The organism is Acinetobacter sp. A3 (assembly GCF_012371415.1).
Taxonomy (GTDB): domain Bacteria; phylum Pseudomonadota; class Gammaproteobacteria; order Pseudomonadales; family Moraxellaceae; genus Acinetobacter.
Map to the genome: position 1 here is coordinate 111223 of NZ_JAAZQW010000002.1, position 15965 is coordinate 127187.

At 42.0% G+C, this 15965-nt stretch carries 17 protein-coding genes and 1 tRNA gene; 8 read left to right on the plus strand and 10 right to left on the minus strand.

All coding sequences use genetic code 11. The features are described 5' to 3' along the window. Positions 1-43: 43 nt before the first annotated feature. A complete protein-coding gene (gene hemH / locus HHA42_RS01680) occupies positions 44-1057 on the plus strand; it encodes a ferrochelatase (protein WP_168525225.1) in 1014 nt (337 codons plus the stop codon). A gap of 18 nt (positions 1058-1075) precedes the next feature. Beyond that, a complete protein-coding gene (locus HHA42_RS01685) occupies positions 1076-1720 on the plus strand; it encodes an MBL fold metallo-hydrolase (protein WP_168525227.1) in 645 nt (214 codons plus the stop codon). A gap of 434 nt (positions 1721-2154) precedes the next feature. Here HHA42_RS01685 and HHA42_RS01690 read toward each other — a convergent pair whose 3' ends face one another. After that, complete coding sequence (locus tag HHA42_RS01690; RefSeq protein ID WP_104852987.1) at positions 2155-2328, minus strand: DNA gyrase inhibitor YacG; 174 nt, start codon at positions 2326-2328, stop codon at positions 2155-2157. 86 nt (positions 2329-2414) lie between these two features. Between HHA42_RS01690 and HHA42_RS01695 the strand changes: the two genes are divergently transcribed. Both HHA42_RS01695 and HHA42_RS01700 read left to right on the plus strand, forming a co-directional pair. Next, positions 2415-3110, plus strand: coding sequence for a tRNA (guanine-N(7)-)-methyltransferase (locus tag HHA42_RS01695; protein ID WP_228284139.1), 696 nt, complete (start codon positions 2415-2417; stop codon positions 3108-3110). Positions 3111-3116: 6 nt separating this feature from the next. After that, positions 3117-4319 (plus strand): TIGR03862 family flavoprotein, encoded by a 1203-nt coding sequence (locus HHA42_RS01700; RefSeq protein ID WP_168525229.1) that lies wholly within the window; start codon positions 3117-3119, stop codon positions 4317-4319. A gap of 6 nt (positions 4320-4325) precedes the next feature. Here the strand turns inward: HHA42_RS01700 and HHA42_RS01705 are convergent, their stop codons facing one another. Together HHA42_RS01705 and HHA42_RS01710 are read right to left on the minus strand one after the other, a co-directional pair. Continuing rightward, entirely contained in the window at positions 4326-4877 is a 552-nt protein-coding gene (locus HHA42_RS01705) for a hypothetical protein (protein ID WP_168525231.1), read from the minus strand. Between the two features lie 42 nt (positions 4878-4919). Then, positions 4920-5696, minus strand: coding sequence for a class I SAM-dependent methyltransferase (locus tag HHA42_RS01710; RefSeq protein WP_168525233.1), 777 nt, complete (start codon positions 5694-5696; stop codon positions 4920-4922). 120 nt (positions 5697-5816) lie between these two features. Here HHA42_RS01710 and HHA42_RS01715 point away from each other — a divergent pair, with 120 nt between their 5' ends. Together HHA42_RS01715 and HHA42_RS01720 are read left to right on the plus strand one after the other, a co-directional pair. Beyond that, positions 5817-7085, plus strand: coding sequence for a hypothetical protein (locus HHA42_RS01715; RefSeq protein ID WP_168460381.1), 1269 nt, complete (start codon positions 5817-5819; stop codon positions 7083-7085). Positions 7086-7205: 120 nt separating this feature from the next. Beyond that, a complete protein-coding gene (locus HHA42_RS01720) occupies positions 7206-7406 on the plus strand; it encodes a hypothetical protein (RefSeq protein ID WP_168460379.1) in 201 nt (66 codons plus the stop codon). A gap of 47 nt (positions 7407-7453) precedes the next feature. Here HHA42_RS01720 and HHA42_RS01725 read toward each other — a convergent pair whose 3' ends face one another. The 5 genes from HHA42_RS01725 to glyQ form a co-directional block, all read right to left on the minus strand. Continuing rightward, a complete protein-coding gene (locus HHA42_RS01725) occupies positions 7454-7981 on the minus strand; it encodes a hypothetical protein (protein WP_168525235.1) in 528 nt (175 codons plus the stop codon). Positions 7982-8410: 429 nt separating this feature from the next. After that, positions 8411-8800 carry a hypothetical protein gene (locus HHA42_RS01730; protein WP_104852995.1) on the minus strand — a complete coding sequence of 130 codons (390 nt, stop codon included), beginning with the start codon at positions 8798-8800 and terminating at the stop codon, positions 8411-8413. A gap of 66 nt (positions 8801-8866) precedes the next feature. Further along, entirely contained in the window at positions 8867-9826 is a 960-nt protein-coding gene (locus HHA42_RS01735) for an HrgA protein (RefSeq protein ID WP_168525237.1), read from the minus strand. 69 nt (positions 9827-9895) lie between these two features. Continuing rightward, the gene (gene glyS, locus HHA42_RS01740; RefSeq protein WP_168525239.1) at positions 9896-11965 is read right to left on the minus strand and encodes a glycine--tRNA ligase subunit beta; all 2070 of its coding nucleotides are present in this window, start codon (positions 11963-11965) and stop codon (positions 9896-9898) included. Beyond that, on the minus strand, positions 11965-12951 hold the full coding sequence (gene glyQ / locus HHA42_RS01745; RefSeq protein WP_019836027.1) for a glycine--tRNA ligase subunit alpha: 987 nt from the start codon (positions 12949-12951) through the stop codon (positions 11965-11967). The genes glyS and glyQ overlap by 1 nt, the downstream gene beginning before the upstream one ends. A gap of 198 nt (positions 12952-13149) precedes the next feature. On the opposite strand from glyQ, the gene HHA42_RS01750 reads away from it, so the two are divergent. Continuing rightward, positions 13150-14247: an HPP family protein gene (locus HHA42_RS01750; protein WP_168525241.1), complete on the plus strand. Its 1098-nt coding sequence runs from the start codon at positions 13150-13152 to the stop codon at positions 14245-14247. Positions 14248-14437: 190 nt separating this feature from the next. Here the strand turns inward: HHA42_RS01750 and HHA42_RS01755 are convergent, their stop codons facing one another. Next, complete coding sequence (locus HHA42_RS01755) at positions 14438-14704, minus strand: PspC domain-containing protein (RefSeq protein ID WP_168460367.1); 267 nt, start codon at positions 14702-14704, stop codon at positions 14438-14440. A 369-nt stretch (positions 14705-15073) separates the two neighbouring features. Here HHA42_RS01755 and HHA42_RS01760 point away from each other — a divergent pair, with 369 nt between their 5' ends. Then, positions 15074-15607, plus strand: coding sequence for a hypothetical protein (locus HHA42_RS01760; RefSeq protein ID WP_168525243.1), 534 nt, complete (start codon positions 15074-15076; stop codon positions 15605-15607). 156 nt (positions 15608-15763) lie between these two features. Here the strand turns inward: HHA42_RS01760 and HHA42_RS01765 are convergent. Next, positions 15764-15839, minus strand: a tRNA-Lys gene (locus HHA42_RS01765). Positions 15840-15965: the final 126 nt, after the last annotated feature.

Sequence of the window (15965 nt, forward strand, 5' to 3'; positions counted from 1 at the left end):
ACTGTTAAAGTAGCGGGGTTCGATCAGTAGACAAGAGGGCTGAATGTTGCCTACAGCAAAACCCAAAGTAACCGTTCTTTTAGCCAATTTAGGTACGCCTGATGAACCTACTGCAAGTGCAGTACGCCGTTTTTTAAAGCAGTTTTTGTCTGATCAGCGCGTGATTGAAATCCCTAAACCGATTTGGCAAATTATTTTAGGTTTATTCATTTTGCCGTTTCGCCCCAAACGTGTTGCGCATGCGTATGCCATGGTATGGCAGCAAGATTCACCCATGCGGGAAATTTTGCTGCAACAAGTTGCGGCTTTAAAGCAACAGTTGATACCACAGTATTCAGATATTGAATTAGATATTGTGCCTGTGATGACCTATGGCAATCCTGGGATTCAGCAAGCATTGGCAGGTTTGAGTCAAAACCCACCTGATCATGTGATTTTATTTCCGCTGTTCCCACAGTATTCAGCTACATCCACTGCGCCTTTGTACGATGCCGTTGCCCACTGGATTCTGAAGCAACGTAATTTACCTGGGCTGTCGATCATTCGTGATTATTATCAGCATCCTTTATATATTCATGCTTTGGCGCAAAGTGTACGTGACTTTCAGGCCGAACATGGTGTGGCTGAAAAATTATTGATGTCATTTCATGGCATTCCACAACCCTATGCAGATAAGGGCGACCCTTATGCCGAGCGTTGCCGTATCACTGCGCAATTGGTTGCCAATGCATTGAATTTAAATGAACAGCAATGGGCAATCAGTTTCCAGTCACGTTTTGGTAAGCAAGAATGGGTTAAGCCCTATACGGATGTCTTGTTAGAAGAGTGGGGGCAGCAGGGCGTGAAGTCTGTGCAGATTATGAGCCCTGCTTTTTCTGCAGATTGTTTGGAAACCCTAGAAGAATTAGCGATACAAAACTCTGAGCTTTTTTTGCAGGCAGGCGGACAGCAATATGCCTATATTCCTGCCTTAAATACCCGTGCCGATCATTTGGATTTGCTCAATCATTTACTTCAGGCTAATCTTGAGGCTTTAAAGCTTCAGCTCGCCCATTAAATTTTGAGGTCTAGACCTATGTTGCAAGTCAAAATTGTTCCTGTAACTGCATTTCAACAAAACTGCTCAATTGTTTGGGATGCTGAAACCAAAGAAGCAGTTTTGATTGATGCGGGTGGTGAATCTGAAAAATTAAAAGCCGAAGTAGAAGCTTTGGGTTTAACCGTAAAAGCCTTATGGCTAACGCATGGACATTTAGACCATGCTGGTGCAGTGGGTGCTTTGCAACATCACTGGAATGTTCCTGTGATTGGTCCACAGAAAGAAGATGCATTTTGGTTAGATCAGTTGCAAGAAGTGTCTGCGCGTTATGGTTTTCCTATCCCTGAACAAGTCACTGTGAGCCAATGGTTAGACGGTGGTGAAGTACTACAACTTGGTGAAGAAAGTTTTGAAGTACGCTATGCCCCAGGACATACTCCAGGTCATGTGATGTTCTATAACGCCAAATATGGCATTTTGTGGACGGGTGATGTGCTATTTAAAGGGTCAATAGGTCGTACAGATTTTCCGCGCGGTAATCATCAACAATTATTAGATTCAATTCAGCGTGAGTGTTTCAGTTTGCCTGATGACACCCAGTTTATTTCAGGTCATGGGCCAATCAGCACCATTGGTTTTGAAAAACAGCATAACCCATTTGTAGCAGGGCAAGCAGGTTAGAAGCAGTGTGTATTTATACTTTAAGAAAAAGTCAGCAGTCGCTGACTTTTTTATTTGCGAAAGGGATTATTCAGCATTTGTTTGCTTTCAATTGCAAACAGCATTGTAAAAATTGTCAGTAAGATGCCTATGCACAGCATGAGTAAATCATGCGCATATAGTCCAAAGCCTAAACTGCTGGTAGAGAGTAAAATACACAGCATTACAATTCCTTTTAACATGATTTCCAAGGTGAGATGTTCCTAGGTTATTTTTTGCTTTCTTTATTGTTATGTGCAGTGACGGAGTCACGAACAGTGCAAAGTATAACCTGTGCTATTTCTGCTAAAAGCAATTATAGAACAACTAAGTTTTGAGCAATTTTTCTAAAAATGTGAAAAATTCCATGAAACTGCGTGTAGTTTTAGGCAATATTTGGCGTGGTAATTTATTGCTTATTCTTCAGAATTTTCTGCTTGAGGCGCATCCTGCGTTGGCAGTCTGTATTCATCATTTGCCCATGCACCTAAATCAATGAGCTTGCAACGTTCGGAACAAAAAGGACGAAATGGATTATTTTCCCATTGCGAAGGTTTGCCACAACGTGGGCAAGGAAAAGAGCGTGGCATGATCAACTCCAAATGAAAAATGCAGGATTGGATTAGGCAAATAGCACCTGACTTGGTAGACTTGTGCCGAATTTTGTAAGTTTGATCTGATTATGCCAATTCGTCAATTTCAAGCACAGCGTATGCATGCCCCTCGTGATTTTCAAGCCATTGCCAATGAATCGGTTTGTGTAGAAATTGGGGCAGGAAAAGGCAAACACGCCTTATTATTTAGCGGGCAGCATCCTGAGCACAAGTTGATTGCAATTGAGCGCACCCGTGAAAAATTTTTGGCGATGCAAAAACAGCATCAGCTTGAAGGTCAGCAGAATTTACAGATTGTTCATGCCGATGCGATTCCATGGATTGTGCATGCTTTATTCCCTGCACAAGTAGCGCAGTTCTTTATTCTTTATCCGAACCCAGAACCGCATAATGCGACGCAGCGTTGGTTGAATATGCCGTTTTTTGAGTTTTTACTGTCACGCCTACAAACAGGCGGCAGTATTACTTTGGTCAGTAATATTCCTGAATATATCGCAGAAGCACAGCAGCAGTTGATTGAGGTGTGGAAACTGCCGTTTATTCAGCAAGATGTACCTGCGGATTCGGCACGCACCCATTTTGAAATTAAATATTTAGCCCGTGGCGAGCGTTGTCAGGAATTGCGTATCACTAAGCCAGCAGGTTATCAAACTCGTTTTGATGACTTTCAGCCTTTACAGGGGCAGCAGCCAGTTTTAATGCCTGCTGAAACAGTTGAAACAAAATCTTCCGCAGATTCAAGCTTAGTTGCTGAGTAAACAGGCATGAAACAGCGCATTGCAATTATTGGTGCAGGCCCTGCAGGCTTAATGGCTGCTGAAGTACTGAGCCAGTATGCCTATGAGGTGCATGTCTATGAGCAAAAACCTTCGGCAGCACGTAAGTTTTTGATGGCAGGCAAAACGGGTCTAAATATTTCACATGCCGAACCAGTTGCACAATTTATTCAGCGTTATGATCAGGCTGAATGGTTGGCGCCATGGATTCAACAATGGGATGCCACGTGGATTCAAAACTGGATGCAGGGTTTAGGTATTCAATCCTATGTAGGTTCATCGGGGCGGATTTTTCCACAAGAAATGAAAGCAGCCCCTTTACTGCGTGCTTGGTTAAAGCGTTTAGCCGATGCAAGTGTGCAATTTCATTATCGACATCAGGTGTGTGATTTAAAACACAATCAACTCAGTATTTTAAATTTAACTACGGCACAGACTGAGCAGCAGCAGTTTGCTGCAATTGTAATGGCATGCGGTGCGGTATCTTGGTCAAAACTGGGTAGCGATGGTGCATGGCAGCGTTGGTTGTCTGCCAATGAAATTCAGCCTTTTCAGGCCAGCAATGCTGGGGTGGAATGTCATTGGTCAAACTATATGCAGCCTGTATTGGGGCAGCCTTTAAAACGTGTGCAGGCATGGGTGGAAGGTACTGAGCCGAGCATGGGCGATATTGTGATCAGCCATTATGGTTTGGAAAGTGGCCTAATTTATAAGCAGGGGCGTGCGCTGCGACAGTTACAGCAAGCACAGCAACCAATGCAGTTATATCTAGATTTATTACCCGATTTAAGCATTGAGCAACTCAGTCAAAAGTTACAACCTTCTAAAAAACAGTCGTTAAGCAATCTATGGCGTAAGGCGGGGCTGGATGCCGCAAAGGCTGCGATTGTACGTGAACTGGTGGATAAAACACTTTGGCAACAACCGCAACGATTGGCGCAGCAGATTAAAAAACTAAAAGTGCCTTTAACAGGCTTTCGGCCGATTGAAGAAGCAATTAGCTGTGCGGGTGGGGTGAAGCGTGAGGTATTGTCGCCACAATTACAGTTAAATTCTAATCCTCAAGTTTTCCTTTGTGGTGAAATGCTGGATTGGGATGCTCCGACAGGTGGTTATTTGCTGACAGCCTGTTTTGCCACTGGCCGTGCTGCTGCTGAAGGGGTACATCAGTATTTACAGCAGCATCCCTAAAATGCATTATTCATCAAGCTGAGGATATTGCTCACGCCAATGTTCGAGTTGTTGCTGTGCTTGCAATAAATCTTGCAAACCTTGCTGGCGCTGTTCTGCACGGATTGGATAAGCTGCTGTAGACGTTTGGCTACTTAGATAAGCTGCTTGTTGTTCCCAATAATTGCTCATCAAACCTTGAATATAGCGCCCTTGAGGGGTTTTTAAATCTAAGTCTTTCAGCATGGCTAAGGCAGATTGCATATTGTCATGCAAGCGGCTTTGTGCAAAGGCCGCATCAAGTTGCTTGGCTTCATGCAAGCGTTCCAATTCATCTAACATATCTTCACTCATTTGTTCATGGCGCTGTTCATAATCGCTCAGCAATTGAATGTCATGCGGGTCATCTGTGGTCATTTCAAAGGGCTGAATCGCAGCCTGTTCGACCTGATTTTGCATGATTTGATCTTCAGGGCTGAGTTGGTCGGCATGCTCAACATTTTTTTGTTCGCAGGCAGTTAGGCCAAAAGCCAGACCGATCAGTATGGGAGCAAGGACGTGTTTGAAAGTAATCTGCATTGAAATGTGCTCCATTTTCGGTTGATTTTTATGGCTTGGTTTTTACCCAATTTTTTGATAGATAAACACATGGGTACAATAAGGAAATTCAATTGTATCTTGCGCATGTAGTCCGGTGTATTCCAGTATCAATTGTTCAAATTGTGTTTTGAGTTGTTGTTGCTGAGCGGCAGGCATTGCAGCGATAAAACTGGTCGAGAGTAGACGCTTGGAAACCACTTGCTCGACTGTGCCAACATGCCTGTGGTGAAATTGCTGTTCGTGGCAAAGTTGGAATAAATCTGTATCTGCAAAGACCTGACGCCAGTCTTGATTGTGAAAGCGTGGTGTATCGCCCTCAAAAGGGAGAATCATTTCTGCGAGGGCATTGACCCAATTCACTGAAATATCACGCTGATTCCAGATGAGTAACAAGTGAGCTTGAGGTTTTAAGATACGATGAATTTCCTTTAAACTTTGTAGATTGGCAAACCAATGAAAAGATTGTGCGCAGCTGACTAAATCAGCACATTGGGCAGGCAAGGGCAATTGTTCACTTCGTGCCTGAACGGTTGCAACTTGTGGGTAAAGTTGGCGTAATTCAGTTAACATGCTAGCAATGGGTTCAACTGCTGTAAGCTGCGTTGTTAGTTTGAGCAAATGCGGCAGGAACTTTCCTGTGCCAGAACCCAAGTCTACAATATGGCTATTGGGTAGAACTTTGAGCTGATCTTGCAGGAAAGTATCGACTTCTTGCGGGTAACTGGGGCGAACTTGTTGGTATAGGCTTGCACCAGAACCAAAGCCTTGTTGTGCGGCAGGATGTAGAGATTGTGTCATATTTTGCGATTTTTAATCTGCTGTGCATCTATAAAATAACATATTCACTTTTGAACTTGCGTAACGTGTATTCAAGTTTAAAGTAACGGTTTAATTCAGCGCCTTGGCGCCGGTGTGGGAATGGACAAACACATAATTTTTGAAGACGGACATATCCGCGCTATTTTCATGAAAGGCTCATCTCAGGAGCTGATTTTTTCTTTTGGCGATTTAATCACTCGTGCCAAAGGAACGTCTATTAACGCCGAAAAATCACTGGAAAAGTTTCATTTTAATGTGATTGGGGTGATGCCAAAGGAAAAATCATGGTTTCCTGAAGCATCTATGCGTGCCATGTTGGCAGCCATTCAAGAGCTCATTGCCCCGTTTAAAGTCCGTGTCGGCTATGGCGGCTCTATGGGAGGCTATGCGGCAATTAAGTATTCTAATTTACTGGATTTAAACCGCATTGTGGCTTTGGTGCCGCAGTACTCGATTGACCCTGAAGATATTCACGACGCACGCTACAATATGTTTTACCATGCCGATGTGAATGCCAATATGCGTATTCAAGCGCAGGATGTATCGGCACAGCGTGAATATATTGTGGTTTATGACCAATACTATCCAGAAGATCGTGGGCATTATTTAAAAATACAGCCATTAATTCCGCATTTACATACCTTGCATTTGCCATTTACAGGGCATGATGCGATTGCGATTTTGGCTAACTCAGAATTATTAAATGACTTTTTGACCCATCCTTTTGATGCGCCGTTTTTTTACCAAAAAATTCGCAAGGTGAAAAAGAACAGTAAGTTTTACTACCGTAAAGTGATTGAAAATGTCTTACCGAATCACCGTTGGTCTTTAGGTCGTATTTTAAAATACAACAATTTACAGCTAGACAGTAATTTCTTTGATGCCAAGCTGAAACAAAACCTGATTCGTTCTTTATTGAGCAATAAACAGGTCGATCAGCACGACCTAAACAAATTGGGTCTGCAAATCCAGTTACCGTATGAAAATCGGAATGTATTGCTCGATCATTTTGGTCATGGTTTGGTGTTTAACATCATCAGCCAAAAAATTGAGAGCTATGCAGCAAATGCAATTGCCTTAAACCATAAATTTTTGATTCCGATTTATGCCAAAGGCAGTGGCTTGGTACAAATTTATCTAAACGATGAGCGCTACTTAATTAGTATGAATGATCGTCATGTCATGAAATTATGCAAAGAGCAAGATGCGCTTGCGGCAGGCATGCATCCCTTAATACTGAAAAAATATAGCGACTATTTTGTCTTGAGTTATAAGGATTTAAACCTGAGCAGCGATGAGTTTGGCGGCAACGACTTTGTAGAAGATTTACCAGATACTGCCAAATTTACTCTAGAACTTGAACAGTAGTCTGCAAAGTTTTAAAGCCTTAATTTCTATGGTTTAAATTTTAGACACTTGTATTGTTTTGCCATTGGGCTAAGATGGTCTTGAAACCTTGTTTTATTGATCATTCCAAGGGTAGTGTGTATGACCAAGTTGTTAATGCCTGCTGTGCTTGTTTTATTGTTCAGTTTAATTGTATCTGCAACGGCTTTTGTCGATGCGCCAGAGCCTAAAGCCTATTTATTCTTTGCTTTAGCTGTGTTGGTATTACTTGGGCTTAGCCTATATGTGTTCCGACAAATACAAAACTCTATTCGTTTTCACATGAATAAGCCTGCAGAATAATTGCAGGCTTTTTTATAATTTTAAAGCAAATCATCAATCCAATATTTTTATAGTTTAATCACTTTAATTTCTTCTTCAGATTCGTCACTTGGGGCAGCCTGAGTCTGTGCTTCCTGTGTCTGTGGCGTTGTAGTGGTTGGCGCAGGCGTTACATTTTGTGATGGTGTACTTAATGGCGCTTGATAGATCGGCACGGCTTGATCACTTTGCCCTGTAATCACTTCTTTGGTTTCCTGAATTTTATTATTGACCTGACCCGCCAGTTGCTGCCCTGTTTGCTTGGCTTGCGCTGCACCCTGACTGCCCAAAGTTTTGGCATTGTCTAAAGCCTGATGTGCCGATGGGCGAATTTTCTCAATGCCTTTTTCTGTGACTTCACCCACTTTTTGTGCAGCTTGAATCACACCTTCCTGAGTTTTATAAGCCCAGACGTGTAATAAATTTGGATTGTCTGCATAAGGGCGAATTGGTTTGTGGCTTTGATTGTCTTGTGTAGGTTCAGAACTGTTTTGCGCACATACAGCAGCACTGCTGAGCAATAATCCAATGGCAATACCGAAACTGATTTTATTCATGTGTTGGCCTCTTTAAATACGCAGGGTGGTGGCTACTGAAAGCTTGAATGTAGATGATGATTCTTGGCAGTACCCATCTTAAAATTACAACCTTCATGCGCTATGTGGTGATGTTGTTGAGGATTGTATAAAGAATACATGACAAATACTGTTTGCTTCTCGCAAAGTTTAATTGTCTTTCGGGTGACGATTAAGCATGTGTTTGAATCATGTGGTGTTTCTAAGCACAATTTATGCTGATCATAAGCAGAACATAAATAGAAAGACCCACAATAATTTGTGGGTCTTGTTACTCTGGAGAGTTTTAAAGCAGGGCAGTATTGGACTGCACTGCATGATTATCATAATTTGAAATATCTGAAGATGGCGGGTTTGTGTTAAAAGTCACACAATCTTGCTACATCAGGATACATTCAGGTTCGTTTTAAATTAGTTGCATTGTGCAAGTGCATCTTTATGAAAGTGACTGCGCAAGGTAATGAAGTTTTTTTGTACTGTAGCATCGTGCAAGTCAAAGTGCTGTGCAGTGCTGGTACCGTCTTGGGCAAAAGTTGCAGAACCTGCTGAAATTAAGGTGTTGCCTTTAAATGCCCATTGTTCGATTGAGCGACCTGCCTTGAGTGTACCTGTAAATTCAATAACGCATTTATCAATAAATTTAGTGAGTTTTGCGCTGTTGTTTACGGTGTCTGGGTAAACTTCGATATTTTGAACTTCTTGTAATACACCTGCAGTAAGCTGCGGAATAACAGGTGCAGAAGTACACGCACTAAGAGAAAGGCAAGTTAAACCCGATAAAATGAGTGTTTTAAGTTTCATAAGCTTGTTTTCTTGTTGAGTGTTGTTAGGTTGAGTATAGGGAATCTAGAGTAAAATGCCTACCGATTAATGATTCCAATCTTGTGAACGGATACGTCCAGTCTGATAGTAAATCGACACTAATTCTATAAAATTCTTAAAATCCAAATTTTCAGTCAATATTCTATTAATTGATTGCCAATCGACTTCAGAACGTCGTCGAGCGGGTAATAGTATTTCGCTTTCTGTTGGATTTTCTGGGTTTAGTAAAATCACACCTATGCCATGCAAGGCAGAAAGCATGCGTAGTTCTTCCTCAACTTCACTTGTTGAAATAGATGTAGCCACAAGGTAGCCTTCATTTGCCCAACTGGAATTACTGACTGCTTGGAAAAAGCTACTGCGAATATTAGAACCGTTGAGCTCTTTTTTTACTTCAAATGACCATAAACGCACATTTTGACCTGAGCCATGTATTACACAGGTTTTCACCAATTCATGCCAATGTCTATCTAAAGGTTGCATAGCAACAATATCGGGGTGTAACCATTGGTTGCCGTTTTGACTGCGTGAGTTTTTAGAGCGTTTTTCATCAATTCTAAGGCAATATAAGCCAAGCTCTAATTTTAAAAACTCAATTAAAATTGGATATAAATCATGCTCGGATAAATGATCTGCTTTGATCACAGGTAGGTTTGCTTCTGTATATTCAATATTTTCTATTACAGTCACTTCTTGATTGGTAAAAGACTCTGAACGCTCGGAGCGATTATTTGGGTCGAACCAATACACACGAGGTCTTGGTTTATCTTGGACATGAATATAAGGTGATAGTTTCAGAATACTATCTTTGATCGCGCCAATTTCAGTAAAAACCTGACGAATCATATCTTCATTGGTTTGGAAGCGCGGGTTTTGTCGTTTTTCTACATAATCTTCAGGAAATAAAGCCACAATGCCTTCAGCAATCTCGCGTGCTTTAAATTTTTGTAATGGTGACCGTTTTAATAGCTCAAATACACGTTGTGGTTGAGAAAGTTTGCTCATTATTCCCTCTAAAAGAAACCCCACTATCAAAATAGCGGGGTTTCTTTTATTTTACAAGCAATTAAGACTTTAGTGCTGCAACACACTTACATCTGCAACACGTGTAAATAAGCCACGTAACTGTGCCAGTAAACGTAAACGGTTGGCTTTCAATTCAGCATCATCAGCCATGACCATCACGTTATCAAAGAACGCATCTACTGGCGCACGCAATGCTGCCAACTGAGAAAGTGCAGTGGTGTAATCTTTTGCCGCCAATAATGGCTCAACCACAGGTGTGATTTTTGCAAGTTCAGCGAATAATGCTTTTTCTTCATCTTCCACCAAGTTTGCTTCAACCACAGCACCTTCAGGCGCAGCTTCTTTTGCTAAAATATTGGCAACACGCTTGTTTGCAGCCGCCAATGCAGCCGCTTCAGGCAAGGCGCGGAAGTGATTGACTGCATTCACACGCTTATCAAAATCAAGTGGAGATTTTGGTGATAAAGCTTGAACAGCTTGAATCACATCTACCGCAACGCCTTGGTCTTCATATTTAGCACGGTAACGACCTTCAAGGAATGCAACAGCATCTGCCAAAGTCTTGTCGTGATCTTTCAATACATCGCCATAAGCAGCCAAAGCTAGCTTGATTAAGTCTTCAATTGAAACATCTAAACCGTTTTCAGTCACAAGGCGTAAAATACCAATGGCAGAACGACGCAATGCAAATGGGTCTTTAGAACCTGTAGGTGCTTGACCAATACCAAAAATACCTGTGAGCGTGTCTAAACGGTCTGCAAGGGCAATGGTTGTGCCTGTTTTGGTTTTTGGAAGAACATCGCCAGCGAATTTAGGTAAATATTGTTCACCCAGTGCTTCTGCAACTTCGTCATTTTCACCTTCAAGACGCGCGTAATAAGTTCCCGCAATCCCTTGTAGTTCTGGGAATTCACCCACAAGCTCAGACGTTAAGTCACATTTTGCAAGCAAAGCAGCTTTTTCAGCATCTTGCGGATTTGCACCTGTAATTGGCGCTAAAGCAACAGCCAGTTTGGCAATACGCTCAGACTTGTTCCAAAGTGTGCCCAGTTGCGCTTGGAAAACCATGTTGGCCAATTTTTCTTTGCGTGATGCAAGCGGTTGCTTTTGGTCTTGCAAGAAGAAGAATTCAGCATCAGACAAACGTGGACGAACCACTTTTTCATTACCTTCAATAATTTGAGTCGGGTCTTTCGACTCAATATTTGAAACCGTAATAAAGTAAGGCTGTAATTTGTTGTCGCTATTGACCAAACAGAAATACTTTTGGTTGTCCTGCATGGTGGTAATTAAAGCTTCTTGTGGTACAGCGAGGAAACGCTCTTCAAAGCTGGCACGTAGTGCAACAGGCCATTCTACCAGTGCAGTCACTTCATCACGTAGGTCGCTAGGCACAATCGCAATTGCATTGACTTCATCTGCCAATGCTTTTACTTGCTGGTCGATAATCGCTTGACGTTCTTCAAAAGAAGCAATGACTTTAGCAGCACGTAACGCATCTAAATAGTCATTGGCGTGTTGTAGTGTGATTGCTTCAGGGGCATGGAAGCGGTGACCATAGGTTACATTCGCTGCCTGATGATCTTGAATCGTGGCGTCAACCACGGTGTTGTCTTTAAGCAACACCACCCATTTAACAGGACGCACAAATTCAGTACGGCTTGCGGCAGAACGCATGCGTTTTGCAATTGGTAGGTTATCCAACGCAGTTTGTAGAATTTGTGGCAATAACGCATCAAGGCTTTGACCTTTCACATCTTTTAAATAGCAGACTTTTTCAACTTTACCCGCTTGGAAAGTAGAGACCTGATCAACCGTAATACCTTGACCACGCATAAAGCCTTCAAGCGCTTTGGTCGGTTTGCCTTCGGCATCATAGGCAGCTTGCACAGCAGGGCCGTCAAAACGTTTTTGGGTGTCTGCTTGCGCACCATCTACATTGACAATTTTAAGTGCCAAGCGACGTGGCGCTGCATAAGCTTCGATCGAATCGAACGCAAGGCCTGCTTCTTTTAAACCTTTTTCAGTTTCTGCTAGTAAGGCATCGCGTAAGGTTTTTAAGCTTTTCGGTGGGAGTTCTTCGCAACCGAGTTCAAATAAAACTGTATGTTTAGACATTATTTGCTTTCCTCAGTATTTTGCGCTTTAGCTTCCGCTTCAACTTGTGCTTTTAACTGCGCCAAGACTTCATCACGTAAATGCGGTTCAGCCATTGGGAAACCTAGTTTTGCTCGTGCGGCTACATAACTTTGAGCAATAGAACGTGCCAAGGTGCGTACACGTAAAATATAACGCTGACGCTCAGTCACAGAAATTGCACCACGCGCATCGAGCAAGTTAAAGCAGTGAGATGCTTTAATCACTTGTTCATACGCAGGTAATGGTAATTCTGCGGCAATTAAACGGCTCGCTTCTACTTCATAGAAGTCAAACAGTTCAAACATTTTATCAACAGGCGCATATTCAAAGTTATAGGTCGATTGTTCAACTTCGTTTTGATGGAACACATCGCCATAAGTGACTGTACCAAATTGGCCTTTGGTCCAAACCAAGTCATAAACCGAATCTACACCTTGTAGGTACATTGCCAAACGCTCAAGACCGTAAGTGATTTCACCCGTTACTGGGTAGCATTCAACACCACCGACTTGTTGGAAGTACGTAAACTGAGTCACTTCCATGCCGTTTAACCAAACTTCCCAGCCCAAGCCCCAGGCACCCAATGTTGGAGATTCCCAGTTATCTTCTACAAAGCGGATGTCATGCACCAATGGGTCAATCCCAATCGCTTTTAAAGAATCCAAATATAACTGTTGGATGTTGTCTGGGTTTGGTTTGAGCACCACTTGGAATTGATAGTAGTGTTGCAAGCGGTTCGGGTTTTCACCATAACGACCATCTTTAGGACGACGTGACGGTTGCACGTATGCTGCATTCCAGGTTTCAGGCCCTAACGCACGTAGGAAGGTTGCGGTGTGGAATGTCCCTGCACCCATTTCCATATCGTAAGGTTGTAAAACGACGCAGCCTTGCTCCGCCCAGTAGTTTTGTAAGGCAAGAATTAAGCCTTGAAAGGTATCAATATGCGATATGGCGCGACTCATGGTCATCCACTTAAAATTAGAGAAAAATTGTGCTCAATTATAAGGATTTTGCGGGGTGCTGGCAAAGGTTAAAGCATAAAAGCATGTGGTCTGAGTTGGTTTTACAAATTCACTGATAAACGAAAGATGTAAAACAAATACATCTTATTACGTGATTGTCTTATAATCTTGGTAAATGTTCGCCACAGGATTGTCCCCGTGTTTCATTCACAACTAGACTGGCTAAATACGCTTAAACCAAATTTCAAAGTTTTACCTTTGAGAGAAAGGTTGCTGTGTGGGTTGGGGGCGTTGCTGGGTTTAGCACTATCTTCACTGATCAGTTGGTGGGTATTGGGCGATATTAATGCATGGTATATCGCACCGATGGGGGCATCCTCAGTCTTGCTTTTTGCTGTGCCTGCCAGCCCTTTGGCGCAACCGTGGAATATTGTGGTAGGGAACAGTATTGCGGCGGTGTTAGGGGTCAGTTGTGCTTTATATCTACCCAATTTAACCGAAGCTTTTAGTGTGGCTGTGGCATTGTCTATCTTTTTAATGATGACCACAGATTCTTTACATCCACCAAGTGGGGCAGTCGCAATCACTGCAGTACTGGGCGGAGAGGCTGTACGTGAATTGGGTTATCATTTTGTTTTTTATCCTGTTTTACTCAATTCTGTACTGTTGATGCTCATTGCAATTGCATTTAACCGCATGATTGGTAAACCGTACCCACAAAAACCACAATTGAATACACGTTCTCAAGACCCGACACCGACTCAAAAAGCCACCATTCAGCCGCAAGATATTCAGGATGTTTTAGATGAACAAACTCAGCTTTTGGATATTAGTGAATATGATCTGCAAAAAATTATTTTAGAGGCGCAGTCCAAAGCCAGTGAGCGACAAACTCAAGCACTGACTTGTGCCGATATTATGAGTAAAGATGTACTGACTTTGCATCAAGATGAAGATATTCACAGCGCATTGGAAAAATTTAAACAGATGAATTTAATGAGCCTGCCTGTGGTGGATGATGCACAGCATTTGGTCGGAACTTTGGCATTGTATGAAGTGGTGGAATGGTTTAAACATGTGACCGATTTGCCTTATCGCTGGCAGCATCAAGTTAAACATATTATGTTACGACAGGTCGTTACGGTACAACCACAACAAAGTATTCAGGATTTGGTCCCTTATTTTGTTGAGCGTTCTTTTAATTATATTCCTGTGGTTGAGCAACAGCGTTTAGTAGGTATGATCAGCCGTGCCGATATGATTGCAGTATTGAATCAGCAAGTTGTAGAAAAGTAGTTTCGATTCATACTCAAACCCATGCCTTTGCTACAAGCTAGAAAAATTTTTGTTGTGAAAACATTGTTGTGAAAACAACAGGCAAAAAAAAGCTACGATGCTTGGGGGAGCAATCGTAGCGAAAAAGAAATTCAAACGTATTTCAATCTGATGATATAAATGCGGTCAGTCAGTAAAATTTCAAGACCGTTTATCGGTCTTGATCTGAATGAACGGTACGCACAGGTCTTGAATAGCCTTGAGTTGGATTTTGCATATTGGACAGATTCTGTTTTGGCATTACCAACCACAATACCAAATACACCAAAATGCCTGGAAAGGCAGCGCTCATCACTGACACGATCACAAAAATTAAACGCAATAAGTTTGCATTCCAACCAAAACGTTCAGCAATACCACCCATGACCCCAGCAATCATATTTGAGCGGTTCGAGCGATATAAACCAACATTGGCCATTCAGTTCTCCTTGAGAGATCAATGAAATAGAAAACACATTCGTAAAAATCAACATCTACTAATGATGTTTTGCTTGAATCACGAATGCTTAATATAAAAATGGTGTTGTTGTTGAATTTTTAAAGTATCTAGTCGCAAGCAATTGGTAAAGTTATGTAACTTAAGGTGTTGATTAAAGCAGCATCCCCCTAAAATATTCATTAGAAGTCGGCAGTAGTTTGAGATGAAAGTTCAACATCAAGGAATGAGTTGAGCATAGATTCAACGTTGCCTACAGATGATTTGAGTACGACGAAAAGCTTCAATTTTTTAAGGGAATGTGTGTCATTGGCTAAATCATATATGTGTGTAGTCTCTGTACTGAGCGGAATGCTATTACTAGGATGTGATGGATCACAACTTGAGCAAGCTGCTGTGCAAAATTATTCAGAACCTGTCGAAACTAAACGGTTGACTGAGGTGGCAGGGCAGGCAACTGCGCCCATTCAAGTGAGTGAGCAACAAGAGACACGTAAAATTCCTGAAGCACATCATACCTATGTGGGACGCTATTCCATTCAAGTTAGCTGTACAGATAAATTTGTGATGTGTGAGCAGGGCACGGTAGATTATATTTTGACTTTATTGCCCGATGGGACAGCACATCGTATTTTTGTGAATGCAGGAAAAATCAGTTACGACACTGAAAAGAAGTACCGCAAAGACTTCTGGTTTTATGATGAACAAAACCATCAGATTGTGGTGGCGCGTTCCACTGGGGTGAATTTTTATTACAATGTTGACCATGAAAATAACTTAATCATGGATCGAAATAAAATTGCGATTGCGACTGAAAATAATCGTGAATACTTCAAAACCCATCCATTACCTTCGCAGAGCTATCACTTAATTAAATCAAGTTAACAGCAAGCTTACGATGATTTAACGGACTGTATTATTTGAGTCGATGAATAAACCATGAGTTGTTTGGGCTTGTGGTTTTTTTATGGGCGTGTGAAAGCTAGAAAAGAAAAAATGTCTTTTTTGAATTGAATATTTGAAGAGGTATTTGAGAATAAATGGTGGGTCGTCCGCGATTCGAACGCGGGACCAACGGATTAAAAGTCCGCTGCTCTACCGACTGAGCTAACGACCCAGAGGAGTAAAAATGACGATGATCATTTTTAAGATATCAACCTTTTAGAAAATGGTGGGTCGTCCGCGATTCGAACGCGGGACCAACGGATTAAAAGTCCGCTGCTCTACCGACTGAGCTAACGAC